Origin of the sequence: Phycobacter sedimenti, from assembly GCF_038148855.1 — a bacterium.
GTDB classification, from domain to species: Bacteria; Pseudomonadota; Alphaproteobacteria; order Rhodobacterales; family Rhodobacteraceae; genus Phycobacter; species Phycobacter sedimenti.
Window position 1 is genome coordinate 1 of record NZ_JBBVGR010000004.1, and the last position, 25,544, is coordinate 25,544.

Here is a 25,544-nt window from a genome sequence, read left to right on the forward strand (position 1 = left end):
GTCTTGATCTCCATCGCCGCATCCGAGGAGCGCTGCGCCAGCGCCCGCACTTCGGAGGCCACCACCGCAAACCCGCGGCCCGCTTCGCCGGCACGGGCGGCCTCGACGCCTGCGTTCAGCGCCAGAAGGTTCGTCTGGAAGGCGATGTCGTCGATCACGCTGATGATCTGGGCGATATGGGTCGAGGACTGCTCGATCTCGGTCATCGCCGAAACCGCGCTCTGCACCACGACGCCGCTGTTTTCGGCCTCCTGTTTGGCCTCTTCCATGATGTTCTCGACGCTGCGCGCGCCTTCAGCGGCGGATTTCACGCTTGCGGTGAGTTCATCGAGAGCGGCGGCGGTTTCCTCGAGCGTGGCCGCCTGGCTTTCGGTGCGGTGTGACAGGTCGTCCGAAGACTGGCTGATCTCGGCCGCGCCGTTGCGGATGCTCTGCGCCGATTCGACAACCTGAGCGACGGTGCCGTTGAGGTTTTCGACCGTCTTGTTGAAGTCGATCCGCAGCTGTTCGTAATCCTCCGGGAAGGTACTGTCGATGCGCACGGTCAGATCGCCACCGGCGAGAACCGACAGACGGCTCGTCAGGGTCTGCACCACCTCGGCCTGAGCGCGGTCACGCTCTTGCTGAGAGGCCTCGAGTTCCTTCTGACGGATCAGTGATTTGCGGAAAACATCCAAGGTCCGGGACATATCGCCGATCTCGCTGTGGCTCTTGATGCCCGGGATTTCGGATTCGGTGTCGCCGTCGGCCATGGATTTCATGCGCTGCTTCAGATTTTCGATCGGCTTGATCACGCTGCGCGCAATGAAAAACGCGGCCACACTCATCGCGGCAAGGCCAATAGCAAGCGCCGCCAGGGCTGCGTTGCGGAAGGCTGCAATATCCGCATCAATATGAGCCACATAGTCACCGGTACCGACAACCCAGCCCCAGGGTTCGAAGACCTTCACATAACCCATCTTGGCTTCGGGCTCTTCAGAGTCGGGCTTGTTGAAATGGTAGATCACGGCGCCTGCACCGTCTGCCTTGATGACTTTCTGGAATTCCTGGAAGACCTTCACGCCATTGACATCTTCAAAGTCGGTTTGGTCATTGCCAATCAATTGCTTGGCAACAGCATGGGCAACCATCAAGTTGTTGCTGTCAAAGGCAAAGAAATAGCCTGCTGTTCCAAATCGCGGTCTCTCTACCGCCTGGATACCGAGTTCACGGGCTTCATCCCGGCTGAGGGTCCCCGCCTAGACCTGGGCTTCAAGGTCGGCCAGGATGCTGATCACAGAGTCGGTCAGGCTGTCGAGCTTGTCAGCGCGCAAATCATATGATTTTTGCACCGACCGTGCGAGCATTGCAAAGGTCAAAACGGCGGCAAGCACGATGGCCAACCCCGCCAAGGCATAGATACGAGCCGGTAACCGGTACAGGAACGTGGGCATGTTTAACAGATCCTCAGATGGAGCGATTTGACATGCAGGGATACGCATCTTTTCCTAAGATTCCCTTAGAGTGACCATTATAGTTTTATTGTTCGCCAATGCCTTTGATTGACCAGAATCTGCCAAAAAAGTCTCAAACTGACGCTTTAAGCAACGGATGTTTTCACTATCTTGACACCGCAGCATTGAAGAGGCGCGCCTCATCAAGGCGACAAATCACTGTAAAATAAGAAAAACAGTCACCGAGCACACGCCGCATCAAGACGTTCGACGTCGTGCAATCGTCGTGAGGGCTCCCGCTTGCGCGCCGGAGATATTCGGGGTTCCAGCCATCAGGTGCCAGTGGCCCATAGGCACACCAGACGTCAGGCGACCTTACTGAAGCTCGATTAAGATACGAATCTTTGAGGATGCTGCCACATACATCCACCGGCCTTTGTCCCAGAAATGCGGCGGCGCACCACCTTGGGATGTGCGGCGAGCAACGAAATCGGCACGTTCGCCGCGGGCCGCAGGATCCATGGGAGGAGCTTCGAAATCTGCCGGGATCTCCTCGTAGATGCTGGGTCTGCTGGATGCCAAAGCAATGCCCGTCACTGCCCAGCTCGCGGATCGCTTCCGGAGCGATATCTTCATGACCTGTGACGCAAATCTGTAACTGCATGCAGCGCTGGATATGCTGCAGGACTTCGCAATCCATGATGATCTTTCCATGCTGGCGATCAGCCTGCCCTTTTCGGACCATGCGCAGGCAGCCATCGATCATCGGAACAACATGCTTCAGCGGCGGAGTCGAGTTGATGTTGGTGTATACATGCGGCGGGGTCTCGCATTGCGCATAGCTCAACCCTCCGGGGATGCGCAGCATTTCCATCCCAAAATCTGCGGTCCATACGAACCAGATCGCCCTCGCCCCTGCAGCCCGACTGTTAGAAGAACTGGATGGCTTCGGGGTTGAGAAAGACCTCTCCAAACACTTGGTGAATGCGCATGGCGCCATCATGGAGCGCCGCTGCCCATACGTATGGCTGCACCTGCCCTGCCACCGCCGCAGACCTTGGGCCAAAGGCGCCCCTGATCCAAAGGAGGGTGAAGGATCAGATGGTCTGGCGGTCCAGCCAGTCCGGGATGTGGCCAATGTTTGGCAGAACAGCGTCAGCATGCGGGTGAAGATCCTGATAGCAGGCCAAACCTGTCAGGACCCCGATCCGGCGCATTCCCGCGGCTGCCCCCGCTTGAAGATCGTGCAGACTGTCCCCGACCATCGCCGCACGCCCGGGGTCTACACCGCACTGCTCGCAGAAGGCCAGCAGGGGCGCAGGATCCGGTTTGGCGCCATGGCCGCTGTCGAACCCCGCCACAAAGGCAAAGCGATCCAGCACCCCTGACCGTTCAAGTTGGCTGACGGCAGACACTTCGGCGTCATTGGTCATAACGCCCAGGACCTTCCCTCGCGCCAGGAGCCCATCGAGAAACTCTGCCAGAGGCACGGCTTCAGCTAGGTCGGCCTCAGCCGCGTTTTGTGCCAGGTAGCGCTCAAGCTCGGGTTCCGGCATATGTGGCACATGCCGCGCGAGAGCGCTGGCGACCTCGGCATTGGTGCCTGCAATCACGAAACTTTCGGGATGAAAGGTTTCATTGGCAAGGTCAAAGCGAAGGGTCTGCGCCATTGCGGCTGCCAAGGCATCGTCCCCTGCCGAAAGCGACCTCAGCATTTTCGCGGCCCACCCGTTCCAGGTGGCTGCAAAATCGAACAGCGTTCCGTCCTTGTCGAACAGAAAGGCATCTACCGGCATGGGCATGTCCTGCGCAAAAGTTTCATCATCAGTCTGCCTGTGGTGTATCAGGTCCAGTGGATCTGCGCACCACCCGGAAGCGCCATCCGCGCCTGCAGGGGTGATTCATATTTCAGCCCGACGCAATCGCAGAATTCGATGACCCAGGCATCGTCCATCGTTAAGAAATCGAGCACGGAGCCCAAAAACTCAGGATCCGCAGCCCGGCTTTTCAAATCGTCAACACTTGCGCCAGTTGCACCCATAAACACTGGAAAAAGCTCATCATTTCCAGACAGCCAGGCGAGCGCCTGCAGTGCGATTGTCTCGGCTTGATCGGCGGAAACCTGCATATGGGCACCTTCCTGACACCTTGCGGCCATTTTAGTAAAAATACGAAACAGTTTATTAACCAGTGACTGAGAAAACTACCAGTCATCGAAATCCATGCGTTGAAAGGTTTGTGCGTGCAGGGAACCATTCTGGTCATCGACGGTGTTTCCACCAACCGGATCATGATGAAGGTCCAGCTGTCGGCGGCGTATTACGACGTCGTGCTGGCGACCAGCGTGTCTGACGTGCTTGAGATTGCCCGCAGCTGCCGCCCCGATCTGGTGCTCACCGCGAATGTCCTGCCCGATGGCAGCGCCGCCGACGTCAAGAAAGAGCTGAAACGCGACGACACGCTCGCAGATGTGCCGATCATCGCCGTCAGCCGCACCGAAAACCCCATGCGCCGCCTCGAAGCCCTGTCGGCGGGCATTGATGACGTTCTGCCTCAGCCGCTGGACGATGTCATTCTGCAGGCGCGCATCCGCAGCCTCTTGCGGGCCCGCAGCGCGAATGAAGAGCTGAACATGCAGCGCGACGCCTCGCACGGGTTTGTCTTGCCGCTCACTGATCGGACCGCCTCTGCCCAGCCTCCGCACGCCAGCATCGCCCTGGTCGCCGAAGACATCCAGACCGCGCGGGATTGGAAGAAACGCCTGTCGGGCCATGTGCACCGCGACATCCGCACCCATCAGATCGGCGACATCCAGCCCCTGATGAGCGAACCGGTCGCCGATGTCTTTATCATCGAGCTGAACGAAACCACCGCGGGAGCAGGTTTGCGCCTTTTGGCCGATCTGCGCGCGCGTGCTGCAACCCGTCAATCGGTCGTCATTGCGGTGCCCAATCCCGGCGATCCGCATGTGGCTGCCGAAGCCTTGGACCGGGGCGCCCATGATGTTCTGCAAACCGGCTTTGACGTCGCAGAACTGGCCCTGCGCCTCAACACCCAGCTGCAGTACAAGCATCGCCACGATCTGCTGCGGGCCAGTGTGCGCAATGGCCTGCGCGCGGCCGTCGAAGATCCGATGACCGGGCTCTACAACCGGCGCTATGCGAAACCATTCCTTGACCGCACCGCGCGCAGCGCAACCGAAACAGGTGACAAGTTCGCTTTGATGCTTGCTGACCTCGATCATTTCAAACAGATCAACGACCGCTACGGCCACCCGGCCGGGGATGCCGTCCTGATCGAAGCGGCACGCCGCCTGCAACAGCATCTGCGCCCGGTGGATCTGCTGGCCCGTGTCGGCGGCGAGGAGTTCATGATCGTTCTGCCCGGCGCTGACGAATTGGAGGCCGGTCAGGCCGCAGTCGCGCTGTGCAATGCCATCAACAGCAAGCCCTTCACGGTTCCGGGCATCCAGGACTCCATTGCCGTGACCATCAGCATCGGCGCAGTGATTGGCGGGGGCACCAAGGCTGACTCCATTCAGGTCAGCGATCTGATCGCCAACGCGGATCAGGCTCTTTACAACGCCAAAAACGCGGGGCGAAACCGGGCCAAACTGTCACCCCCCGGCACGGCGGCTGCCTGACCAAAGGCGGCAACAGGCTGAAAAGGCTTCTCAGCGTGTGGCTTACTCCCAAGACTTGAGAGAAAGGGCGATCCGTCAACGTCCCGGCTGATGACGCTTTTCCCAATCCCCGCGATGGTACAGCTTCGACTGAAGCCGCCGTGCATAGGTCTGGCGTTGCTCCGTCGGCATCGCCGTGACCTGAGCGATCCAGGCATCTTGAACGGACAGATGGAAGGCATGGCGGGTCTCGGCCTGACGCTGCAGGAGACCGGCCAACGCAGGTGCATCAAAGGGGTCCGCCAACAGCAGGGTTATCACGGCATCTCCTTCGGCACGCCGACGCGCAAGATAGCTGCCATGCTCACCTTCGGCGCGGCGGCGCAGATCGCGGCGGGTATCCCCGTCCAGATCCCGGTAGATCATGGAACCCACGGATGGTGGCCGACGATCGGGATGCCCCCCATCCTGCCAGCGCAGGGCCGCACCGACAGCCAGGCCCGCCACCGCCAGATTCGCCGCCAACGAGACCGCGAGAACAACCTTCAGCCAAGGCCGCATGCCCGTCTTCTGCTCTGGTTTGGACGCTGGCGCATCGGGTTGCTCAGTCGGCCCCTTGCCTCCGTTTTCGTTTTCAGTGGTCATTCGATATCCTCATCCAGGAGCACAGCCAGATCATAGCTTTCATAAGGCAAAGACTCTGTCTGAGCCGACGCCTGCACGATCTCGATCGGGTCCGGTACAAAGTCTGGCGGCGCAAGGCCGATCCAGAGCCCGGCACCGCAGGCCGTCGCCATGCCAGCCATCGCAGGCCAGCCACCGACTGCGCGCCAGAACTGATGCCACAGGCGCAAGGCAGCCGCGCGCGGCGCCTGCCCCATCGGGCCCCGCTGCACCGCCATTGCACCTTGGTGTGCGGCCTGCACCGACGCCGCATCCGCCAGGATTCTGGCGGTCAGGTTATCTGGCATCTCGGGCCGGTTCTGCCGCGCCTCGGCAAACAGGGCGTCGAGCCCGTTCAGATCATCCTCGGTATCAGCCATCGTCATACCCCAGTTCTTCGCGGCGTTCGGCGAGGATGCCCGCCAGTGCCCGTTTGCCTCGGGCGGTCAGACTTTCGACCGCCTCGACGCTGATGTCCATAATTGCAGCAATGTCAGGGTTTGCCAGTTCTTCCAGATGCCGCAGGATCACCGCCTGCCGCTGCCGCTCGGGCAATTGCATCAAGGCCGCCTGCAGAGCGTCGTGACGAGCATCCTCCTGAAGGCGCTCCGGGGCGCCCTTGGCCGGATCCGGCGGATCGGGCACCGCATCAAGATCAAGATGTCCGCGACGCTGGCGTCGCTTCTGATCGATGCAGAGGTTCATCACCACCCGATAGAGCCAGGTCGACACACGGGCCTGCCCCGGCTGCCAGTCCGGAGCCATACGCCACAGACGCAGCATGGCTTCTTGTGTGACATCCTCGGCCTCGGCCCGGTTGCCAAGAACCCGCAGGGCCACGCCAAAGGCCCGTGGACCAAGACGATCGGTCAGCAATGCGGCCGCACGCCCATCGCCCTCGGCAAACTGCGCAAGCAACGCCTCCTCATCCGGCGTCTGGCCGGTCATGGTCACCTTGGGCAGGCCTTCCGCAGAAGCCCCGCCCGGCGGTATGCTCGTGTGTTGCAGCACGCCTGATAGATCAGTTCTGCTCCATGTCCTGTTCCTGCTTCTGGCCCGGTTCTTGGCCCGGTTTCTGGCCGCACTCCCGGCCCTTGTGGTGTTTGCCGCGCATCTTGGCACGCGCGTTTTCAAACTCCTCGTTCGAAATCCCACCGCTGCCATCGCTGTCCATGCGTGCGAACATATCACCACGCTTCAAAGGTCTGGGCAACTCTTCCTGGCTCAGCACACCATCGCCATCAGTGTCATGACGTTTGATCATCCGCGCCGCGCGCTCTGCGGCGCGCCTTGCGCCTTCTGCTTCGATCTCGGCCGCCGACAGTTTTCCGTCCCCGTCAGTATCCGTCGCGGCAAAGCGGACCGCGCGGTGCGCCTCTATCTCGGCCTTGGAGATCTCGCCATTTCCGTCGGTGTCCAACTCTTCGAAAGACACCCGCGGCCCATGGTGCCCCATGCCCGGCTTGGCCAGAGCGACCGATGCGCTGGCAAGGGCTGCCACGGCCACGATCGCACCGATGAATTGCGTATGTTTCATGCCTTTGTTCCTTCTGCCCGCAGCACCCGTGTGCTGCCTGATACACAGAAGAAACGCCCCGGCCCCGGCTTTCCGTCGCAAAAAAGTGAATTAACTATTGGCTGCTAATGTTGCGGCATGCCGCCGCAGAGCTTGTGCGCCCCCCTTTTCCTCGGGCAAGAAGCGCGAGAACATGGGCACGCAACACAGGATTTTCCATGACCGAGTCTCAAGCCGTACCGGCCCCCGATATTGAAAACGATCGCCCCACCAAACCGGCCCTCATCAAGGGCTGGCGCCGCAAATGCCCCGACTGCGGGAAGGGAGATCTGCTGCATTCCTACCTCAAGGTGAATGATCGCTGCGGCAATTGTGGCCTCGACCTGTCCGGGCACCGCGCCGACGATGGTCCCGCCTATCTGACCATTCTGATCGTCGGGCACCTGATGGCCCCGATCCTGCATGTGGTCTATTTTGCTTACAGACCGGAACCTCTTGTCACCTTTACGGTTTTCTCGATTGGCTGTCTGGCCTCCTCCTTGTATCTTCTGCCCAGACTGAAGGGAATTGTCGTGGCCTACCAATGGGCCCGGCGCATGCACGGGTTCGACGACAGGGCCTGATCCCTTTGCAATAACAACAAGGGAAGAGGCAGATGAACAACGCAGAGGTTCAGGGGGTCACGAGCCAGGACAAATCGGCCATCCGCAACGCGGCCACAGTCATCGCCGTGCGCGACAGGATGTCCGACGATCCGCAGGTCCTGATGGGTCAGCGGGGTGCCAAGGCGGCCTTCATGCCAAACAAGTTTGTCTTTCCCGGCGGCGCCGTCGACCCGGCAGATGCATCGGTTCCCCTCGCCGCACCCCTGCCAGAGCTCTGCCGAAACCGCCTTTCAGAGCAGGCCCCGGAAGATCTGCACCACGCCCTTGCCGCCGCTGCGATCCGTGAATTGTGGGAAGAGACCGGCCTGCTGCTCGGCACCCCCGGCACGTGGTCCGGCAGCGTTCCCGAGGATTGGCAAGCCTTTGCCCAAAGCGGGCATCTGCCTTCGGCGCGCGCCTTGCAATTCGTATTTCGCGCCCTCACGCCTCCGGGGCGGCCGCGCCGGTTTGATGCACGTTTCTTCCTGATCGACGCGGCCGAAATCACCGGCGATCTGGATGATTTCTCCAGCGCATCGGATGAACTGTCACATCTTCAGTGGATCCCGCTGAGCGAGGTACGCACCTTCGATCTGCCCTTCATCACCGAAGTGGTACTGGCCGAGGTGACGGGCCGCATCCGCGACACCAGCCCGCCGGGCAGCGTTCCCTATTTCCGCAACGACGATGAAACCAGCCTGTTCCTGCGCCTAAAGGGCTACCCGATGCCCGAGAGCAACTGAGGCGCCCCCTCAGAGCGCCAGAACCAGAGCCAGGATCGACAGGCCCAGCAGCGCCATACCGATGATCTCGCGGGCCGAGATCTTTTCCTTGAAAAACAGGACTGAAGCCAGAAGTGACAACACCAGTTCGATCTGGCCCAGCGCCTTTACGTAAGCGGCGTTCTGCAAGGTAAAGGCCCAGAACCAACAGAAAGAGCCGGCCATACTGGTCAGCCCCACCCAGACCGCCACCCGGCGCGCCTGCCAGACGCGGGTGATCTCACCCTTTTCACGCAAAGTGAGCCACACCAGCATGAACAGCGTCTGCAGGGAAACAACGGCAGACAGGGTAATCCCCGCGCGCAGCATCGGATCCAGGTCTCCCAGTTGCAAGGATGCCCCGCGATAGCTGACGGCGGAAAAGGCAAAGAGCACGCCCGATCCGAGGCCAAGCACTGATGCCCTGTTGGTCAGATGCTGCCACCAGGCGCCCTGCACATCGGGAGTTTTCGACAGGACCATAACCGCCGAAAGACCGATCAGGATCGCCGCCCACCCCCAGGGGCTGATCCCGTCCCCGAGCACGATGAGGCCAACTATGGCGGTCTGGATCACCTCGGTCTTTTTGAACGTGATGCCAACCGCAAAATTGCGTTGCTTGAACAGCGCAACCACGCAGACCGTTGCAAGGATCTGAGCGGTGCCGCCGATGGATGCAAAGGCCCAGAACCGGGCGGACAGCGCGGGAAGGCTCTGCCCCGTAACCGCCAGATAGGTCGCCAGAGTCGCCAGAATGATAGGTGCCGAATAGGCAAATCGCGCAAAGGTTGCCCCACCCGGCGACAGGGTGACGCTGCTCAGCACCTTCTGCAGCATGAAGCGCACGGTCTGAAAGCTCGCGGCGGCGATGGAGACGGGTATCCAGGTCAACATGTGCCCGGTTATGAGCGCTAATCCTTCCCTGTGCCAGAGCGGATGCGGCACCGGATCCTTGGTTCTCACCAGATAGTGACGAAAAACCTGCAGGCAGGAGCCATCGACATGCGACTTGCTGACCTGCCTGAAGGCAGGTTCGTTGCAGCGATAAAGACGCGGCAACGCATGCAAGGGCACGCCCGGATGCACGTGATGCAAGACATGCAGGTTGTTGCTCAGCAGGAGGAAGACCAGCCGAACACGATCCTCAACCAGGACTGTTCAGGCATGAATCTCGTCATGGGCGCGGTGTTCCAGAAAGGTGCGGATCTTCAGCAGCGAAAGAGCCGGATAGACCGCCACACCACAGGCCCTGACCGGCAGGGGCGATCGCCCGAGCAGCCAGATCACCGGGCCCGCACCCGCGAGGTGCAACAGCCAGTCCGTGATCACCTGTCGGCCAACCGCCCGGATCAGGCGCCACTCCCCGGTCAGGAAACAGATCTGTGCTATCGGCGGGCCAAGGATCATCCGCCCCAGCGTTGTCTTGTTTGCCGGCAGCAGCAGTCTTTGCCATTTGGGCAGCCCAGGCTGGCGGTGCCCGTGCCGGAAACCCGACAACCGTCATCACCGAGAACCCAATTGCATTCCAGATCGCGGCTTTGACTACCGGCAGCCTGCACGTCTCCATTCTGCCCCCTTTTCAAGGGTATCCTGGCTCTTTTTGGGTGCTGCGCATGGGGATGGCAGCCGCTTACGGGGAGAATAGGTGTTCGTTCTGCTGTTCGAAATTCAGAATGCTGTTAACAAACTGCAGCACCTGTGATAATTATCACCAATGAATGTGAAGATCGACAAGCGGCTGCGCGCCCGGCAGTTCAGAGAGCGCCTGAACCGGGCGATGAGCACCCGCGGGATCAGCCAAAGCGCCCTTGCCCGCCAGGCCTGTGTGGATCGTTCGACCATCTCGCAGCTCTTGACCGATCAGGGTGCGCGGCTGCCCAACGCCCATGTGGTCGGGGCCTGCGCCACTGCGCTGGGGGTATCGGCGGATTGGCTGCTGAGCCTGTCAGAACGCCCCGAAAACGCGGCCGAGCTGCTGGCCTCCGGCATGGCGGGGAGCAAAGCGTCGCGCGCTCTGGTGGATGATCAGATCTTCGACTGGCACCGTGAGGCTGCAGGTTACAAGATCCGCCATGTGCCTGTGTCCCTGCCCGACATGCTGAAGACCCGCGCCCTGCTCGAATGGGAATATGCGCCGCATCTGGGACGCTCTGCCGATCAGGCCATCGGCGCCTCAGAAGATCGCCTGACCTGGATGCGGCAGGCCCAGTCCGATTACGAAATCGCCATGCCCACCTACGAGCTGGAGAGCTTTGCCCAGGCGACCGGCTATTACGAAGGCCTGCCGCTGGAGATCCGCCTTGAGCAACTCGATCACTTCGAGCAGATCTGCACCCAGCTCTATCCGCGGCTGCGGGTCTATCTTTTTGACGCAAAAAGGCTGTTTTCATCGCCGCTGACCATTTTTGGCCCGCTGCTCTGTGTCTTCTACGCTGGCAGTCACTACATGGCCTTTCGCGACCGCGAGCGGGTCGAAACCTTCACGAACCATTTCGACCGGCTGGTGCGCGAGGCAGACCTTACCGCCCGGCAGTTTCCCGAAAAACTGCGCGCCTACAAGGACTACACGCCTTAAACCTTGGGATCGGGGTTCTCGGTGTGGCCATCGACGGCAATCACCTGCCCCGACACCATCCGCGCCGCGTCAGACCCCAGGAACACCGCCATATTCGCGACATCCTCAGCCCGAACCCAGGACCGCATGGAGGTGCCCGCCGCGTAGCCCTCATAGACCGCATCGCGGCTCATGCCTTTCAGCATCGCTTCACGCTCCAGCACGCCTTCCATGCGCGGCCCTTCGACGGCGCCGGGACAGATCGCATTGGCGCGGATGCCATGGGGCCCCAGCTCCATCGCCAGCGTCTTCATCAAGCCGATGACAGCCCATTTCGCCGCCGAATAGGGCGCGCGGTTCGGATAGCCATAAATACCGGCAGTGGAGGACGTGAGGATAATCGCCCCCCGCCCCGCCGATTTCAACAGGGGAGCCGCGTATTTTGCCGCCAGAAAGGCGCCCTCCAGATTGACGCTGACGCAGGCACGCCAGTCATCGAGGTCGATTTCCTCGACCTTGGCGGTTGGCCCGGCAATCCCCGCATTGGCGCAGAGCACATCCAGCCCGCCCGCCGCTGCGATCTCGTCAAAGACCGAGCGCATCGCGCCTTCATCCGCCGCATTGGCCACGCGGGTGCGCCAGCGATCCGGCAGGCCCTTCAGCGCCGCAGCGTCCAGATCCGTGACCCAGACCTCTGCCCCGGCCGAATCGAATGCCTTGCCCATGGCCAGCCCGATGCCAGAGGCGCCTGCCGTGATCAGAACCCGCATCAAAGCCCCCCTAACGCGGTGCGCCAATGGCGCGGCCCAACCCTTCGGGTGCGGGCAAATCCGCATGGGCGCGCGCCAAGGTGGCAAGGTTTTGCGCAAGATGCGGCGCAGGCGGCGCGGAGCGGCGCGTCGCCAGATCCACATGCAACAGCATATGTTCCCCGGTCGCAAGCAGCCGCTCACCCTCATACATCTCATGCCAGAGGTGCATCTTCTTGCCCTCGGCCATGATCACGCGCGTTTTCACCTGAATGGGATGACCAGCGTGCACCTCATCGATGTGGCGGATGTGGGTTTCGGCGGTGAAGAAGCTGCCACCAGATGCAATATACTCCGCATCGCAGCCGATGATCGCCATCAGCCGGTCGGTGGACTGGGCAAAGGCATCCAGGTAACGGCTTTCGGTCATATGGCCGTTGTAATCGGTCCAATCCAGCGGCACCACGCGGTTCAGCGTCAGCACCGGCTGCGAGGGATCCGTGATCTCAGTCATGGTATTGGCAAGCCCCATGGCACCTTCGCGCGCCTTGTCATGAGCGTTCTGCAAGGCGCCCGCGCCCCAGTTGGTGTTGCCCAGCGCCCGCATCATGCCGACAAGGTTGTCATCGCGGATTCGCTCCAGCTCGCGGATGGAGTATGCGCCCGACTGCGCATCGGACTGGCCTGCGATCAGATCGACCAGCTCGTCGTTGAACTCGGGCACATCCATCAGCTTGGTCCAGGGCCAGGTGAGGCAGGGGCCAAACTGCGCCAGGAAGTGCTTCATGCCTGCCTCGCCGCCCGCCACGCGGTAGGTCTCGAACAGACCCATCTGCGCCCAGCGGATGCCAAAGCCATAGCGGATCGCGTTGTCGATCTCCTCGGTGGTGGCGATGCCGTCCTTGACCAGCCAAAGCGCCTCGCGCCAGACCGCCTCAAGGAAGCGATCCGCCACATGGGCGTCGATCTCCTTTTTCAGGTGCAGGGGGTACATGCCGATCTCGGAGATGATCTCTTTGGCCTTGTCGATCACCTCGGGGGTGTTCGCCTCGGTGCTGACCACTTCGACCAGCGGCAGCAGGTAGACCGGGTTGAAGGGATGGGCAACCACGATCTGCGCTGCGTTGTCGAACCCCTCCTGCAGCTGCGACGGCTTGTAGCCCGAGGTGGAGGAGCCGATCACTGCGCCGCGCGCCACGTGCTTTTGCAGCTCGGCGTAGACCTTCTGCTTCAGATCCAGGCGTTCTGGCACGCTTTCCTGTACCCAAGAGGCCCCCGCAACCGCCTCGCCAATGGTGGGATGGAAAGACAGCGCACCTTCGTCAGGCAGCGCCACATTGCCCAGCCCCGGCAGGGCGCGGCGGGCATTTTCCAGAACCTCGGCGATCTTGCGCTCGGCCTCGGGGTCCGGATCAAAGACGCGCACGTTCCAGCCGTTCAACAGGAACCGCGCGGCCCATCCGCCCCCAATGACCCCACCACCGATGATTGCTGCTGTTTTCACTGTCCGATCTCTCCGAATTCATCAGGTTTATTTGCTTGGCTGGGCCACATCGTAGAGGCGCGAAACGTCATAGCCATTACGCGCCAGCGCCGCTTCGGCATCCTTGCGATCTGTCGCACTGACCTGAGGCGTGCGCGCCAGGATCCAGCCTGTTTTACCTTTCGGGTTGCCAATGGCCGCGATGCTGTAATCAGCATCGATCCAAAGCACCCAGTAGTCTCCCCGTGCGAACGGCAACCAGGGAACGAAACTCACCGAGAGCTGACCCGGGGCGACAATCCTGGCCTCACCTTCGGCGGTGCTCACGGGACCATCCACAGCCCCTTCACGGCAGGTATTCAAGACCGAAAGCCTGCCATCGTCGCGCAGACCATACTCTGCCGTCACCCCTTCGCAGCCCCTCTCGAACCGATTGGGAAACCGCGCGATTTCATACCAGAGCCCGAGGTACCGCTGCACGTCCAACTGCGGAACGGAGGCAATCGGAACCGACCGGTCCCGATAGCGCTCCGCAGCGACTTGCGAAGCCCCCCAGAATCCAACAACCGCCGCGACCACAATTGCGGCACCCACGCGTTTTAGCATGTCACCTCACCCCTTTGCCCCAGTCGCACCAGTGCGCAAATGATCACTTTGCCACCGGCGCGCGTTTCACGAGGGCCAGCTTTTCGCGCACCTCGGCAGCGCCGATCACGCGGGCGCCCATGTTCTCGATGATGGTGCCTGCGCGTTCCACCAACTGCCAGTTTTCGGCCAGAACGCCCTTCTCCAGCCAGAGGTTATCCTCAAGCCCGACGCGCACATTGCCGCCCGCCAGCACCGAGGCCGCCACATAGGCCATCTGATCGCGCCCCAATGAGAAGGCCGACCAGTCCCAGTCACCGGGCACGTTATTGACCATCGCCATGAAGGTGTTGAGGTCATTGGGCGCGCCCCAGGGCACCCCCATGCACAGCTGCACCAAGGCGGGGCTGGTCAGAATGCCTTCAGTCACCAGTTGCTTGGCGAACCACAGATGGCCGGTGTCAAAGGCTTCGATCTCGGGCTTGACGCCCAGGTCGGTCATCATCTGCCCCATGGCGCGCAGCATGCCGGGGGTGTTGGTCATCACGTAGTCGGCTTCGGCAAAATTCATCGTACCGCAGTCGAGCGTGCAGATTTCCGGCAGGCAGTCTGCCACATGGGCCATGCGCGCGGTGGCGCCGATCATGTCGGTGCCCGCTTCCTTGACCGGCAGCGGGTTTTCAACGTCGCCAAAGACGATGTCCCCGCCCATGCCCGCCGTCAGGTTCAGCACCACATCGGTGTCGCTGTCGCGGATGCGGTCGGTCACTTCACGGTAGAGCCCCAGATCGCGGCTGGGCGCGCCTGTTTCGGGGTCGCGCACGTGGCAATGGACCACGGCGGCGCCTGCCTTGGCCGCTGCAATGGCGCTGTCGGCGATCTGTTTGGGTGAACGGGGCACATGCGGGCTGCGGTCCTGGGTGCCGCCCGATCCGGTGACGGCGCAGGTGATGAAGACGTCGCGGTTCATGGTCAGAGGCATGTTTTTGTTTTCCCCTCGATGTACAGGGTTTTGCCATGGGTTATCCCCAGACTCCCCCCCAGATTCCTGTTTGCTTTGCCGCCTACTGTGCCTCAGCCTTGGCCTGAACAGTTGACGCAAAGCGAATCTCACTTGACGAAATCCGTGAAAAACATCCTGCAACCCGAGCATCGCCCGCTGAAATGTGCGGTTCTGGTGCTGGACGAATGCAACACGCTCTCCTTTGCGGCGGCGGTCGATCCGATGCGCGCGGCCAACCGGCTGGCGGGGCGCTGCGCCTTTGACTGGGACTATATTGGCGCAACGGGTGAAGCGCCGATGTTGACCAGCGGCCTGACCGTTCCGACAACGCCCCTGTCACGGCTGGAGGGCTGCGATCTGCTGATCGTCGTCGCGGGGTTCCAGCTGGCGCGCCACGCCACCCCCAGCCTTTTGGCCGGGCTGCGCCGGATCGCGGCCACCGGCGCCACCATTGCGGGCATCGATGGCGGCCCCTGGCTGATGGCCGAGGCGGGCCTTCTGAACGATCACCCCGCGACCACCCATTGGGAGGATCTCGAGAATTTCTCGGCCCGCTTCCCCGATGTGGATTGCCGCAGCGACCGGTTCACTGTCTCTGACGGGCGACTGACCTCGGGCGGGGCAACCCCGGCGATCGAGATGATGCTGCACATTATCAGCGCCCGCCACGGCGCAGGGTTCGCCGCACGTGTGGCCGGGCTGTTCCTCTACGATGGCCCCACCAGCACGCCGCGCCCGCAAAGCCGTCTGGGCGGGCACAAGCACAATGCGCTGACCGCCAAGGCCAATGCCCTGATGGAAGCCGCGCTGGATGATCCGATGCCGCTGGCGCAGATTGCCGAAACGCTCGGCACCAGCCCGCGCAGCCTGCAGCAGCAATTCCGCCTGCGCCTCAACACCACACCGCAGGACCATTACCTGCAACTGCGCCTGGCCGAAGCACGGCGCCTGGTGACGGATACCGACCTGCCGCTGATGGATGTGGCGATGGCGACGGGGTTCACTTCGCAATCGAGCTTTGCCCGCGCCTTCCGGCTGGCCCATGGCACCTCGGCCCGCGATCTGAGGATGGCGCGAAACGATGGGCCGTCCGCCAACTACTCTGCGCAAGGGACTGGTGGGGAAAGTCATCGCCCGATCACACACTAAGGATGACAGGTTCATTCGCCTTTGAGGGACGCATCGCCTGAAAAAATGTGTCATCAGGCCGGTCTCGTTGCACTCCCGCGCAGCCTTGGCACATGTTCCATGTGACATCGGCCCCTTGGGCGAGGGGTATCGGCAACAGCCGATGCACCTGCGGGCGCGGGAGCTCCACCCGGCTTGCTTGGCGCCAGATCAGTAAGGCATCGGATGCGCACGATGGGCCGCGTCGATCTCGGCCAGCACGTCATCAGTGAGCGTCACCTCGACAGACCTCAGCGCATGTTCGAGTTGCGGCACCGTTGTCGCACCAAAGATGGCCGAAGCCATGAACGGACGTGTGCGACACCAGGCCAGCGCCATATGCACGGGATCCAGCCCATGCTTGCGCGCAATCTCAAGGTAAGCGTCCACCGCCGCATAGACGCGCGGCGAATGACGCCCCCCCAGCTCCGGGTTCAGCGTCTTGCGGGAGCCCTCAGGCACTGCCCCGTTCTGGTATTTTCCCGTCAGCAGTCCTGTTCCGAGTGGTGAGAACGCCATCAGGCCCACATCCTCGTTCATGCTGAGTTCGGCCAGGTCGGTGTCATACATCCGGCACAGGAGCGAGTATTCGTTCTGGATCGAGGCCACCCGCGGGTAGCCCTTGCCCTCGGACAGGCGCAGCCACTGCGCAGTGCCCCAGGCGCTTTCGTTGCTGAGGCCAAAGGCGCGGATGTTTCCCTTCTCGACCTGTGCCTGAAGCGCCTCAAGGCAGTCTTCCATATTGGCAAGGGTCTCTTCCCGGTTCTGCCCCGAAGGGTCAAAGGTCCAGTTCTTGCGGAACATGTAACTGCCCCGGTTGGGCCAGTGGAACTGGTAAAGATCGATGTAGTCGGTCTTGAGGCGGCGCAAGGAGCCTTCAATCGTCGGCGCGATGGTCTTGGATGAGATCGGCTCCCCGTCCCGCACTGCGGCAAGCCCCTCGCCCGAGTGTTTGGTGGCAAGGATGTAATCGCCACGCCGCCCGCTCTTTGCATTCCAGTTGCCGATGATCGCCTCGCTGTCGCCCACCGTTTCCTTGCTGACAGGGTTCACCGGATACATCTCGGCGGTGTCGACAAAATTCACGCCCGCCGCCAGCGCCATGTCGATCTGGGCATGGGCATCCGCCTCACTGGTCTGGGTTCCAAAGGTCATCGTGCCCAGGCACAGTTCGGACACCACCATGCCCGTGCGGCCCAAAGGGTTCATTTTCATATCGCGCAGTCCCTGTCTGAATTGTACCGAAAGTATCTACTCCTGCCCTAAAGGAGTGCAACCCTATGCGGCAGCGTCCTTTACTCATGCCCGTGATTGCGGCCAATATGGTGACGCTAACATAGTGAAAAAGTCCCGAACCGAAGTCACAGAAAGGACACGCTTAAGGACCCCGAGAACTGCATCATAAGCACTGAAGGAGCCCGTTATGACATTCACCACAAAAAAGAGTTTCAAGGACCTTGTCGCCGAATCCAATGCCGTGGTCCAGCACGTCTGCACAGAGGAAGCGCAAGTCCTCCTGAGCCAGAGCCACACGCAATTCGTGGACCTGCGTGACATTCGCGAACTTTATCGGACCGGCGTCATTCCCGGCGCATTCTCCTGCCCACGCGGCATGCTCGAATTCTGGATCGACCCCGAAAGCCCCTATTACAAGGAAGTCTTCGGCAGCGAGAAACTGTTTGTCTTCTACTGCGACAACGGCTGGCGCTCCTCCTTGGCGGCCAAGGCAGCGCTCGATATTGGCCTGCCCGAAGTGCGGCACCTGGAGGGCGGCTTGGACGCCTGGATGCAAGCCGGCGGCGCCTTGTCTCCTGTGAAGTGGTGACAACGTCCAGAGCGATCCGGAACCTGACATCTTTTCGCCCCGGCCTTGTTGGAAGGTCGGGGCTTTTGGTGCGCCCCTGTTGTCTCGCAACGTCTCCTGTGCCGGGGGGGGGGCTTGCCGAGGCACCCGAAATGCAAGAGCCTCCAACGGAGCTGACAAAGGAGAGCCTCATGCCACAGATCATCACCAAGGGCATCAAAGACCTTCTGGCCGAAGCGAATGCCCTGGTCGCCACCATGTCCATCGAAGAGGCCATGAAGAAGGCGCAGGATGACGCCTATGTCTTCGTCGATCTGCGCGATATCCGGGAGCTGCAACGTTCGGGCATGATCCCCGGCGCCTTTTCCTGTCCGCGCGGCATGCTGGAATTCTGGATCGATCCCGCAAGCCCCTATCACAAGCCGGTTTTCAATCAGGACAAGACCTATGTGTTCTATTGCGCCAGCGCCTGGCGATCAGCGCTGAGCGCCCGTGTAGCACAGGAGATGGGACTGTCCCCCGTTCTGCATCTGGAAGGCGGCTTTACCAAATGGGTCGAAAAGGGCGGCCCCGTGGTCCCGCGCGAGAGCTGATCCTTTTGAGAATTTCCCGGCTGTGCACGGGCCGGGTGGGATGGCGCCGCAGCCCATCGCCCCATTGAGAACAAAAGATGAACATGCTAGTATTTTCAACATGTCGATTCATCCCAGCGCCTCTCGCCTGCTGGCCGCCAGCCACGCCTTGCCTCAACCACACCAAACGCGACCGGAGGGCAGCCTCACCCTGCTGAAAGACGCCGTCCTGCTGCGGGGGCGCGCGCATGAAGCCTGCGGGGGCGCCAGATGCAGTTTTGCTTTATGGCTGGCAGGAGCGACCTATGGCCCGGTCGTGTGGATTTCAGCCCCACAGGAAAATGCTCATCTGAACCCGGACGGAATCTGCGAGTTTGCGGATCCGGCCCGGTTTCTGTGGGTCAGCCCCTCCCGACAGGATGATATCCTCTGGGTCATGGAGGAGGCCCTGCGCTGCGGCGGTGCTCCGCTGGTGGTGGCGGAGCTGCCCAGCCCCCCGGCCATCACCCCGGTGCGCCGCCTGCACATGGCCGCAGCCTCCGGTGCCACAGCAGCCCCGGACGGGCTGCCGCCACTGGGCCTGTTGCTGACACCAGGCGCGGGGGGCGCCCAGGGCATCGAAAGCCGCTGGTCCATGCAACCTGCCCATCATGCGAGGCAGCGCTGCTGGCAGCTTGAACTCCTGCGGGCCCGTGCCCAGCCTCCGCGCCAATGGAAGATCACGCAAGCCGCGCCGCGCAGGCCCCTGGTCGAGCCCCCCGGAGGGAAAGAATCGCACCAACTTGCAAATCCCCCCGCCCAGCAAAAAGCGGCAGCTCTCCCGCGTCTGCGGGGGGCCTCGGCTGCGCCGCTGCCCCCCTGACCGACTTGGGCCCAGCGCCGGGCTGCGCCCGGCGCTGGGCCCAAGGGGCGAAGGACATCGCAAAAGGACCGCCGCTGCGCGGGAGCGCCACCAGACGGAAAAGAAATGACACCCATCGCTCGAATGCGACTGCAAATGCCGAAAATCACTAGGCATCTTGAAAAAATGCCGTCACAGTCCGACCCGTCATGCACCTCATCCTGTCTTTTGCCGCCCTTTTCATGTCCGTCATTCTGCTGCAGCTCTCAGCCGGGGGTGTCGGACCGCTTGATGCCATTTCAGGGCTTACGCTGGGGTTCAGCAAAGAAGAGATCGGCCTCCTCGGCTCAGCGCATTTCTTCGGGTTTTTCCTCGGCTGCTGGTGGGCGCCCAGGCTGATGGGCGCGGTCGGGCATTCGCGTGCCTTTGCTGTCTGCACCGCCCTTGGCGCGATGGGTTTGATCGGTCACACTCTGACCGAAGCCCCCCTGGCCTGGGCCGCCATGCGGATTGCCTCGGGTCTGTCCGTTGCCGGGTGCTACACGGTGATCGAGGCCTGGATGAACGCCAAGGTCACCAATGAAAGCCGCGGCCGGGCCATGGGCAGCTACCGGCTGGCAGACCTTATCGCCTCGCTTGCCGCGCAGCTGATGATCGCGGTTCTGCCACCCGCCTCTTATGTGTCCTACAACCTCCTGGCCCTTCTGTGCTGCGCCGCCCTGCTGCCGCTGACCCTGACCCGCGCCAGTCAGCCCGCGATGCCAGCGGCCCCGCGCCTGCGCCCCGGCCTTGCCTGGCGTTGCTCGCCACTGGCGGTCGTCGGTGTGATCGTCGCAGCCATTGGCGCTGCCTCGTTCCGCATGGTCGGACCGATCTATGGCACCGAAGTGGGGCTGAAACTGAACCAGATCGCCTTTTTCCTGGCTGCCTTCGTACTCGGCGGAGCCCTGGCGCAATATCCGGTCGGGTGGCTTGCGGACAAATTCGACCGCCGCTGGATACTGATCTGGCTCTCGGTCGGCGCCATCCTGTCCTGCGGCCTGACCGTCTTGATCTCGGGCCACAGCACCGAAGCCACGATGCTGATGGCGGGCCTCTTCGGTCTCGCAGCCTTTCCGGTATTCTCCGTTTCATCAGCCCATGCCAACGACTTTGCCACATCCGATGAACGGGTCGAGCTGGCCGCGGCGCTGATGTTCTTCTATGCGCTGGGCGCGATTGCCGCGCCCTATATCTCATCGGTGCTGATCGGAAGTTTCGGCCCAAAGGCCCTGTTCGCCTTCATCGCGCTTGGCCACCTGGCTTTGATCGTCTTTGGCCTCTCCCGCATGCGCTCGCGCCCGACACCGGACGAACGCACGAACTACGTCTATGCGCCGCGCACCTCCTTCACCATCGGGCGCCTCACCAAGGGGGAGCGGGAAAACCGGTAAAGGACAAATACGATAAGGGCCGGACAAGACCGGCCCTTTGCGCATTCTGGAAGGGGCTTACCCCTTGCCTGTCTCGAGCTGGCCTGCCGCTTCCGACACCCCCGCCTCGCCCTCGATCGCCTCACCGGTGGGTTCAGGAGAAACACCAAGAGCACCACTGGCGATCCCGGCCACGCCGTCCTCCATCGACAGACCCAGCTCTTCGCCCAGTTTCTTGAGTGCGGGCATCTGCACGGCCATGCCCATGATGGAATCGAGCGCCTGGTTGACGACGGGCTTGTCACCGCCCCCCGAAGAGGCCGCCACGAAGCCAGCACCACCTGCGCCAGTTCCCATGCCGCCCACCTGATGGATCTTGATCGAGTCGATCTTTTCCGCAGGTTTGACCATTTCGGCGACGATAGCAGGCATCGCCTCGATCCGGGCCAGATCCACCTTGAAACGGATCTGCGCGTCCGAGAGGACATTGTCCGCCTCAACAATGGCGCGCTTGCCTTCGGCCTCGGCCAGCATGTCGTTCTTCTTGGCCTCCGCGCGAATGTTGAGCGCATCGGCTTCGGCCTGGGCCTCTTCGCGGCGCGCTTGGGCGCGGTCGGCGGCGGCTTCCTTTTCCGCCTGCGCGGCCAGACGAATGGCGGTCGCCTGCCGCTCCGCTTCGCGTGTGGCCTCGATCAGCACGATCTGCTTTTGACGCTCGGCCTCTGCCACCTGACGGGCCGTGGTCACAGCTTCGGTCGCCTTGGTCGCTTCGGCGCGGGCAAGGTCAGCCGAGGCGCGGGCGCGGCTTTCCTCTTCGGATTTCTGCGCGATGATGATCTGGCGCTCCTGTTCGGCCACTTCCAGTTCACGCTCCTTCGAGATTTCGGCCTCGCGGATCTTGCGCTCGCGCTCGATGTCGGCGGCGCGAATGGCCTCTTCCCGCGCGATGCGGGCGCGTTCGGTTTCGCGCACACTGTCCTCGGTGCGGGCTGCGATCTCGGCCTCTTGCGCAACGCGCAGGGTTTCAACCTTCTGCTTCTGCTCGATCCGGGCCTGTTCCTCGTCCTGTTCGATCAACAGCTTCTGACGCTGGGCCTCCATCGCGGCGCGGCGCACGGCCACATCCGCCTCCGCATCGATCTGGGCGCGTTCCTTTTTCGAGGTGGCAATCACCTCGGCGAGCCTGCGCATACCCACCGCGTTAAAGGCGTTGTTTTCATCAAGCGCCTCGAACGGGGTCTGATCCAGCGCCGTCAGAGAGACGGATTCCAGCGACAGGCCGTTCTTCAAGAGATCCTCGGAGACCGCATTCTGCACCTCCTGCACGAAGTCGGCGCGGTTTTCGTGTAGCCCGTCCATGGTCATCTGCGCCGCCACGGCGCGCAGACCGTCGATCAGCTTGCCTTCGATCATCTCACGCAGCTGCTCCACATCGAAGGTGCGGTTGCCAAGGGTCTGAGCCGCGCGAGCGATCCCTTCTTCAGTGGCATTGACCGAGACATAGAATTCGACGCCCACATCGACGCGCATCCGGTCCTGGGTGATTAGCGCCGCCTCGCCGTCGCGCTTCACCTCAAGGCGCAGGGTCTTCATGTTGACCGGGCTGACCTCATGCAGCAGCGGAAGCACAAAAACACCGCCATCCATGATGACCAATTTCCCGCGCAGCCCTGTTCTGATGAGACTTATTTCGCGGGTTGAGCGTCTGTATATGCGCCCAATGCTGAGCGAAATCAAAGCAAACAAAACCAGAATACCAACTACAACAATCAGCAGAAACTCAAACTCCATTGAGAAACCTCCCTTTGGGACAAAAGTTAGAATTTTATCGTCAAGCTTATTCGGAGACGGCAACAAGCACGTAACTCCCTTTGCGCCGATCCCGGATCACCAGAACCTCGGTGCCCTGGGCGATGGTCTCCCCCTCTTTCAGGGGTTCGGCGCGCAGGTAGTGGGCATTGCCGTAGCCATCGATGACGCGCACTTCGGCAGGGCGGCCCCTGGCGGCGGTGCCTTGGGTGACAATGCCGCGGCGGCGCCCCAGGTTGCGCTCTGACAGAACCTCGGTTTCGGTCTGGGGCAGGAGCCGTGCAAAACCCGCGCCAAAGACCCGCGCGAACCAGAAGGCAAACGCCCCTGCGGGAATGGCCGCGACCCAAGCCGGAGCCAAAAGGCCAAAGGTCGAGGACAGCACCACCTGCAGGCCCATGCCCGACAGGCCAAAGCCCAGCAGAACAGTGCCGAGCCAGATCACCGTCGGCATGCGCCCCAGCCCCAGCCAACCGGCCAAACCCGTCGGTGCCGAAACAGCTGCGTCCGCCGATGTATCCGGGGCAAGCTCCAGATCGAGATCTGCATCCGGCAGATCCAGATCAGCGGCGTCAATGCCCTCAATCCCGCCCAGATTCGCGCCATCGAGGTCAAGATCGATGTCACCGACCTCCCCCGCGCCGAGATCCAGATCCGCATCCCCATCAGAGCCGATCAGACTGCCCCCCAGGAGCAGCGCGACCAGTTCCAGCACCATCAGGCCGGTCAGCAGCGCAAGCGCGAGGGTAAAGGGGGCAAAGGCGCCCTCAAGCAGAAAGTCCAGCATTCGTGTGACAAACCTTTCAACGCGGATTCGAATAAGTATGCGATGGTATACAATGCATATGGAAAGGCTTTGCGCCCGTTTCAACCCCCGCACCCATACAACCTATGGGAAAGATGGCCGGGAGAGCATTGATAGACAAGAAAAAAAGCACCCCTTCACTTAACAGCCGGGTTTTCCGCGGAAAGGCACAGGCGGGGTTCCCGCCGCCCCCGCCATGCGATAGACGGTCAGGCAAAGCGACATGTGGATGGATGGTATGGAACGCATTCTGATTACCTCGGCGATCCCGTACATCAACGGGATCAAGCATCTGGGCAACCTTGTGGGCAGCCAACTGCCGGCCGACCTTTACGCGCGCTATCAGCGCGGGCGCGGTAACGAGGTGATGTTCCTCTGCGCCACCGACGAACACGGCACCCCGGCCGAGCTGGCCGCCGCCAAGGCGGGCAAGCCGGTCGCGGAATACTGCGCCGAAATGCACGAGGTTCAGGCCGAGATCGCCAAGGGCTTCTGCCTCAGCTTCGATCACTTCGGGCGCTCTTCCAGCCCGCAGAACCACGCCCTCACCCAGCATTTCGCGGGCAAGCTGGCCGAGGCCGGTCTGATCCGCGAAGTGGTGGAAAAGCAGGTCTACTCCAACGCCGATGGCCGTTTCCTGCCCGATCGCTATATCGAGGGCACCTGCCCCAACTGCGGGTTTGAGAAGGCCCGAGGCGATCAGTGCGAGGAATGCACCAAACAGCTGGATCCCACCGACCTGATCAACCCGCGTTCCGCCATTTCAGGCTCCACCGATCTGGAAGTGCGCGAGACCAAGCACCTGTATCTGTGCCAATCGGCCATGAAAGATCAGCTCGACGCCTGGATCGACAGCAAGGCCGACTGGCCCGTCCTGACCACCTCCATCGCCAAGAAATGGCTGCACGATGGTGACGGCTTGCAGGACCGGGGCATCACCCGTGATCTCGACTGGGGTATCCCGGTCAAGAAGGGCGCGGAAGACTGGCCCGGCATGGAAGGCAAGGTCTTCTATGTCTGGTTCGACGCCCCCATCGAATACATCGCCTGCGCCAAGGAATGGGCCGATGCCCATGGCAAACCGGACGCCGAATGGGAACGTTGGTGGCGCACCGACAAGGGCGCCGAGGATGTGAAATACGTCCAGTTCATGGGCAAGGACAACGTGCCTTTCCATACCCTGTCCTTCCCGGCGACGATCCTTGGATCGGGTGAGCCCTGGAAACTGGTCGATCACCTCAAGTCCTTCAACTACCTGAACTATGACGGCGGTCAGTTCTCCACCAGCCAGGGGCGCGGCGTCTTCATGGATCAGGCGCTTGAGATCCTCCCCGCCGACTACTGGCGCTGGTGGCTGTTAAGCCATGCGCCCGAAAGCAGCGATTCCGAGTTTACCTGGGAGAACTTCCAGCAGTCGGTGAACAAGGATCTAGCCGATGTTCTGGGCAATTTCGTCAGCCGTATCACCAAGTTCTGCCGCTCCAAGTTCGGCGAAGCGGTGCCCACGGGCGGCGCCTACGGTGAACAGGAAACGGCCCTGATCGAAGAGCTGACCACACGTCTGCGCGCCTATGAGCAGCACATGGAAAACATGGAGGTGCGCAAATCGGCGCAGGAGCTGCGGGCCATCTGGGTTGCGGGTAACGAATACCTGCAATCGGCGGCTCCTTGGTCGGTCTTCAAAGAAGACCCCGAGCGTGCCGCCGCTCAGGTGCGCCTGGGCCTGAACCTGATCCGCTTCTACGCCGTGCTGAGCGCACCCTTCATTCCAGAGGCGAGTGCCAAGCTGATGGAGGCATTGAACAGCTCGGACACCGATTGGCCCAGCGACGTGGCGGCAGCCCTGTCCGCCCTGCCCGCCGGGCATGGTTTCACCGTGCCAGAGGTTCTGTTTGCCAAGATCACCGACGAGCAGCGCGAAGACTGGCAGACGCGTTTTTCAGGCACGCGCGACTGATCCACTTTCATTATGAACGATGCAAAGGCCGCCTTCGGGTGGCCTTTTCTTTTGTGCGGCAGCGCCTCATCCGGTCGCACGAGACGACTCACCGATCAAGCGCCGGTGGACCGCGCGACAAATCAATGCGCACGGCGCAGAAACGGGACCTGCGATAACGGCGC

General features: G+C 61.9%; 28 protein-coding genes. 10 read left to right on the forward strand and 18 right to left on the reverse strand.

Going from position 1 to position 25,544, the window contains the following annotated elements; genetic code table 11:
* From AADA15_RS07950 to AADA15_RS07970, 5 genes are all read right to left on the reverse strand, one after another.
* Positions 1-1,199 (reverse strand): methyl-accepting chemotaxis protein (locus AADA15_RS07950; protein WP_341641370.1); only part of this gene is annotated, 1,199 nt, incomplete at its 3' end.
* Between the two features lie 39 nt (positions 1,200-1,238).
* The gene (locus AADA15_RS07955) at positions 1,239-1,433 is read right to left on the reverse strand and encodes a hypothetical protein (RefSeq protein WP_341641025.1); all 195 of its coding nucleotides are present in this window, start codon (positions 1,431-1,433) and stop codon (positions 1,239-1,241) included.
* 166 nt (positions 1,434-1,599) lie between these two features.
* Positions 1,600-2,307: a trimethylamine methyltransferase family protein gene (locus tag AADA15_RS07960; protein WP_341641026.1), complete on the reverse strand. Its 708-nt coding sequence runs from the start codon at positions 2,305-2,307 to the stop codon at positions 1,600-1,602.
* 223 nt (positions 2,308-2,530) lie between these two features.
* A complete protein-coding gene (locus AADA15_RS07965; RefSeq protein ID WP_341641027.1) occupies positions 2,531-3,229 on the reverse strand; it encodes an HAD family hydrolase in 699 nt (232 codons plus the stop codon).
* A 47-nt stretch (positions 3,230-3,276) separates the two neighbouring features.
* A complete protein-coding gene (locus AADA15_RS07970; protein ID WP_341641028.1) occupies positions 3,277-3,561 on the reverse strand; it encodes a DUF3572 domain-containing protein in 285 nt (94 codons plus the stop codon).
* A 114-nt stretch (positions 3,562-3,675) separates the two neighbouring features.
* Here AADA15_RS07970 and AADA15_RS07975 point away from each other — a divergent pair, with 114 nt between their 5' ends.
* Positions 3,676-5,076, forward strand: a complete 1,401-nt coding sequence (locus tag AADA15_RS07975) for a diguanylate cyclase (RefSeq protein WP_341641029.1) — start codon at positions 3,676-3,678, stop codon at positions 5,074-5,076.
* A gap of 75 nt (positions 5,077-5,151) precedes the next feature.
* On the opposite strand, the gene AADA15_RS07980 is transcribed toward AADA15_RS07975, so the two are convergent.
* From AADA15_RS07980 to AADA15_RS07995, 4 genes are all read right to left on the reverse strand, one after another.
* Complete coding sequence (locus AADA15_RS07980) at positions 5,152-5,700, reverse strand: periplasmic heavy metal sensor (protein WP_341641030.1); 549 nt, start codon at positions 5,698-5,700, stop codon at positions 5,152-5,154.
* Complete coding sequence (locus tag AADA15_RS07985; RefSeq protein WP_341641031.1) at positions 5,697-6,104, reverse strand: hypothetical protein; 408 nt, start codon at positions 6,102-6,104, stop codon at positions 5,697-5,699. Before AADA15_RS07985 ends, AADA15_RS07980 begins: the two co-directional genes overlap by 4 nt.
* Positions 6,091-6,666, reverse strand: a complete 576-nt coding sequence (locus AADA15_RS07990; RefSeq protein WP_341641371.1) for an RNA polymerase sigma factor — start codon at positions 6,664-6,666, stop codon at positions 6,091-6,093. The genes AADA15_RS07985 and AADA15_RS07990 overlap by 14 nt, the downstream gene beginning before the upstream one ends.
* A gap of 73 nt (positions 6,667-6,739) precedes the next feature.
* Complete coding sequence (locus AADA15_RS07995) at positions 6,740-7,255, reverse strand: EF-hand domain-containing protein (protein WP_341641032.1); 516 nt, start codon at positions 7,253-7,255, stop codon at positions 6,740-6,742.
* 197 nt (positions 7,256-7,452) lie between these two features.
* Here AADA15_RS07995 and AADA15_RS08000 point away from each other — a divergent pair, with 197 nt between their 5' ends.
* Both AADA15_RS08000 and AADA15_RS08005 read left to right on the forward strand, forming a co-directional pair.
* Entirely contained in the window at positions 7,453-7,857 is a 405-nt protein-coding gene (locus tag AADA15_RS08000; protein WP_341641033.1) for a DUF983 domain-containing protein, read from the forward strand.
* A gap of 32 nt (positions 7,858-7,889) precedes the next feature.
* Positions 7,890-8,621 (forward strand): NUDIX hydrolase, encoded by a 732-nt coding sequence (locus AADA15_RS08005; protein ID WP_341641034.1) that lies wholly within the window; start codon positions 7,890-7,892, stop codon positions 8,619-8,621.
* 9 nt (positions 8,622-8,630) lie between these two features.
* Here the strand turns inward: AADA15_RS08005 and AADA15_RS08010 are convergent, their stop codons facing one another.
* Both AADA15_RS08010 and AADA15_RS08015 read right to left on the reverse strand, forming a co-directional pair.
* Complete coding sequence (locus AADA15_RS08010) at positions 8,631-9,533, reverse strand: EamA family transporter (RefSeq protein WP_341641035.1); 903 nt, start codon at positions 9,531-9,533, stop codon at positions 8,631-8,633.
* A 264-nt stretch (positions 9,534-9,797) separates the two neighbouring features.
* Positions 9,798-10,046 carry a fatty acid desaturase family protein gene (locus AADA15_RS08015; protein ID WP_341641036.1) on the reverse strand — a complete coding sequence of 83 codons (249 nt, stop codon included), beginning with the start codon at positions 10,044-10,046 and terminating at the stop codon, positions 9,798-9,800.
* A gap of 307 nt (positions 10,047-10,353) precedes the next feature.
* On the opposite strand from AADA15_RS08015, the gene AADA15_RS08020 reads away from it, so the two are divergent.
* A complete protein-coding gene (locus AADA15_RS08020; protein WP_341641037.1) occupies positions 10,354-11,214 on the forward strand; it encodes a helix-turn-helix domain-containing protein in 861 nt (286 codons plus the stop codon).
* On the opposite strand, the gene AADA15_RS08025 is transcribed toward AADA15_RS08020, so the two are convergent.
* The 4 genes from AADA15_RS08025 to bcoG are packed head-to-tail and all read right to left on the reverse strand — an operon-like array spanning position 11,211 to position 14,992.
* Positions 11,211-11,963, reverse strand: coding sequence for an SDR family oxidoreductase (locus AADA15_RS08025; protein ID WP_341641038.1), 753 nt, complete (start codon positions 11,961-11,963; stop codon positions 11,211-11,213). The genes AADA15_RS08020 and AADA15_RS08025 overlap by 4 nt on opposite strands.
* A gap of 10 nt (positions 11,964-11,973) precedes the next feature.
* Complete coding sequence (locus AADA15_RS08030) at positions 11,974-13,446, reverse strand: carnitine 3-dehydrogenase (protein ID WP_341641039.1); 1,473 nt, start codon at positions 13,444-13,446, stop codon at positions 11,974-11,976.
* A gap of 27 nt (positions 13,447-13,473) precedes the next feature.
* Positions 13,474-14,031: a lipocalin family protein gene (locus tag AADA15_RS08035; protein ID WP_341641040.1), complete on the reverse strand. Its 558-nt coding sequence runs from the start codon at positions 14,029-14,031 to the stop codon at positions 13,474-13,476.
* 43 nt (positions 14,032-14,074) lie between these two features.
* Entirely contained in the window at positions 14,075-14,992 is a 918-nt protein-coding gene (gene bcoG / locus AADA15_RS08040) for a 3-dehydrocarnitine:acetyl-CoA trimethylamine transferase BcoG (RefSeq protein WP_341641041.1), read from the reverse strand.
* Positions 14,993-15,136: 144 nt separating this feature from the next.
* Here bcoG and AADA15_RS08045 point away from each other — a divergent pair, with 144 nt between their 5' ends.
* Positions 15,137-16,162, forward strand: a complete 1,026-nt coding sequence (locus AADA15_RS08045; RefSeq protein ID WP_341641042.1) for a GlxA family transcriptional regulator — start codon at positions 15,137-15,139, stop codon at positions 16,160-16,162.
* Between the two features lie 189 nt (positions 16,163-16,351).
* Here the strand turns inward: AADA15_RS08045 and AADA15_RS08050 are convergent, their stop codons facing one another.
* A complete protein-coding gene (locus AADA15_RS08050) occupies positions 16,352-17,395 on the reverse strand; it encodes an aldo/keto reductase (protein ID WP_341641043.1) in 1,044 nt (347 codons plus the stop codon).
* A 208-nt stretch (positions 17,396-17,603) separates the two neighbouring features.
* Between AADA15_RS08050 and AADA15_RS08055 the strand changes: the two genes are divergently transcribed.
* The 4 genes from AADA15_RS08055 to AADA15_RS08070 all read left to right on the forward strand — a co-directional run bounded on the left by AADA15_RS08055 (position 17,604) and on the right by AADA15_RS08070 (position 20,830).
* Positions 17,604-18,005: a rhodanese-like domain-containing protein gene (locus AADA15_RS08055; protein ID WP_341641044.1), complete on the forward strand. Its 402-nt coding sequence runs from the start codon at positions 17,604-17,606 to the stop codon at positions 18,003-18,005.
* 170 nt (positions 18,006-18,175) lie between these two features.
* A complete protein-coding gene (locus AADA15_RS08060) occupies positions 18,176-18,577 on the forward strand; it encodes a rhodanese-like domain-containing protein (RefSeq protein ID WP_341641045.1) in 402 nt (133 codons plus the stop codon).
* 100 nt (positions 18,578-18,677) lie between these two features.
* Positions 18,678-19,418 carry a hypothetical protein gene (locus tag AADA15_RS08065; RefSeq protein ID WP_341641046.1) on the forward strand — a complete coding sequence of 247 codons (741 nt, stop codon included), beginning with the start codon at positions 18,678-18,680 and terminating at the stop codon, positions 19,416-19,418.
* A 188-nt stretch (positions 19,419-19,606) separates the two neighbouring features.
* Entirely contained in the window at positions 19,607-20,830 is a 1,224-nt protein-coding gene (locus AADA15_RS08070; RefSeq protein WP_341641047.1) for an MFS transporter, read from the forward strand.
* A gap of 57 nt (positions 20,831-20,887) precedes the next feature.
* Here AADA15_RS08070 and AADA15_RS08075 read toward each other — a convergent pair whose 3' ends face one another.
* On the reverse strand, positions 20,888-22,600 hold the full coding sequence (locus tag AADA15_RS08075) for a flotillin family protein (RefSeq protein WP_341641048.1): 1,713 nt from the start codon (positions 22,598-22,600) through the stop codon (positions 20,888-20,890).
* Positions 22,601-22,646: 46 nt separating this feature from the next.
* Positions 22,647-23,405, reverse strand: a complete 759-nt coding sequence (locus AADA15_RS08080; RefSeq protein WP_341641049.1) for an OB-fold-containig protein — start codon at positions 23,403-23,405, stop codon at positions 22,647-22,649.
* Between the two features lie 256 nt (positions 23,406-23,661).
* On the opposite strand from AADA15_RS08080, the gene metG reads away from it, so the two are divergent.
* Positions 23,662-25,380: a methionine--tRNA ligase gene (gene metG / locus AADA15_RS08085; RefSeq protein WP_341641050.1), complete on the forward strand. Its 1,719-nt coding sequence runs from the start codon at positions 23,662-23,664 to the stop codon at positions 25,378-25,380.
* Positions 25,381-25,544: the final 164 nt, after the last annotated feature.

Bases quoted from the DNA above. Each gene is read 5' to 3' on its own strand.
- AADA15_RS07955 (WP_341641025.1), bottom strand. From the start codon at position 1,433: ATGCCCACGTTCCTGTACCGGTTACCGGCTCGTATCTATGCCTTGGCG.
- AADA15_RS07960 (WP_341641026.1), bottom strand. From the start codon at position 2,307: ATGGAAATGCTGCGCATCCCCGGAGGGTTGAGCTATGCGCAATGCGAG.
- AADA15_RS07965 (WP_341641027.1), bottom strand. From the start codon at position 3,229: ATGCCGGTAGATGCCTTTCTGTTCGACAAGGACGGAACGCTGTTCGAT.
- AADA15_RS07970 (WP_341641028.1), bottom strand. From the start codon at position 3,561: ATGCAGGTTTCCGCCGATCAAGCCGAGACAATCGCACTGCAGGCGCTC.
- AADA15_RS07980 (WP_341641030.1), bottom strand. From the start codon at position 5,700: ATGACCACTGAAAACGAAAACGGAGGCAAGGGGCCGACTGAGCAACCC.
- AADA15_RS07985 (WP_341641031.1), bottom strand. From the start codon at position 6,104: ATGACGATGGCTGATACCGAGGATGATCTGAACGGGCTCGACGCCCTG.
- AADA15_RS07990 (WP_341641371.1), bottom strand. From the start codon at position 6,666: ATGACCGGCCAGACGCCGGATGAGGAGGCGTTGCTTGCGCAGTTTGCC.
- AADA15_RS07995 (WP_341641032.1), bottom strand. From the start codon at position 7,255: ATGAAACATACGCAATTCATCGGTGCGATCGTGGCCGTGGCAGCCCTT.
- AADA15_RS08000 (WP_341641033.1), top strand. From the start codon at position 7,453: ATGACCGAGTCTCAAGCCGTACCGGCCCCCGATATTGAAAACGATCGC.
- AADA15_RS08005 (WP_341641034.1), top strand. From the start codon at position 7,890: ATGAACAACGCAGAGGTTCAGGGGGTCACGAGCCAGGACAAATCGGCC.
- AADA15_RS08010 (WP_341641035.1), bottom strand. From the start codon at position 9,533: ATGTTGACCTGGATACCCGTCTCCATCGCCGCCGCGAGCTTTCAGACC.
- AADA15_RS08015 (WP_341641036.1), bottom strand. From the start codon at position 10,046: ATGATCCTTGGCCCGCCGATAGCACAGATCTGTTTCCTGACCGGGGAG.
- AADA15_RS08020 (WP_341641037.1), top strand. From the start codon at position 10,354: ATGAATGTGAAGATCGACAAGCGGCTGCGCGCCCGGCAGTTCAGAGAG.
- AADA15_RS08025 (WP_341641038.1), bottom strand. From the start codon at position 11,963: ATGCGGGTTCTGATCACGGCAGGCGCCTCTGGCATCGGGCTGGCCATG.
- AADA15_RS08035 (WP_341641040.1), bottom strand. From the start codon at position 14,031: ATGCTAAAACGCGTGGGTGCCGCAATTGTGGTCGCGGCGGTTGTTGGA.
- bcoG (WP_341641041.1), bottom strand. From the start codon at position 14,992: ATGCCTCTGACCATGAACCGCGACGTCTTCATCACCTGCGCCGTCACC.
- AADA15_RS08050 (WP_341641043.1), bottom strand. From the start codon at position 17,395: ATGAAAATGAACCCTTTGGGCCGCACGGGCATGGTGGTGTCCGAACTG.
- AADA15_RS08055 (WP_341641044.1), top strand. From the start codon at position 17,604: ATGACATTCACCACAAAAAAGAGTTTCAAGGACCTTGTCGCCGAATCC.
- AADA15_RS08060 (WP_341641045.1), top strand. From the start codon at position 18,176: ATGCCACAGATCATCACCAAGGGCATCAAAGACCTTCTGGCCGAAGCG.
- AADA15_RS08065 (WP_341641046.1), top strand. From the start codon at position 18,678: ATGTCGATTCATCCCAGCGCCTCTCGCCTGCTGGCCGCCAGCCACGCC.
- AADA15_RS08070 (WP_341641047.1), top strand. From the start codon at position 19,607: ATGCACCTCATCCTGTCTTTTGCCGCCCTTTTCATGTCCGTCATTCTG.
- AADA15_RS08075 (WP_341641048.1), bottom strand. From the start codon at position 22,600: ATGGAGTTTGAGTTTCTGCTGATTGTTGTAGTTGGTATTCTGGTTTTG.
- AADA15_RS08080 (WP_341641049.1), bottom strand. From the start codon at position 23,405: ATGCTGGACTTTCTGCTTGAGGGCGCCTTTGCCCCCTTTACCCTCGCG.
- metG (WP_341641050.1), top strand. From the start codon at position 23,662: ATGGAACGCATTCTGATTACCTCGGCGATCCCGTACATCAACGGGATC.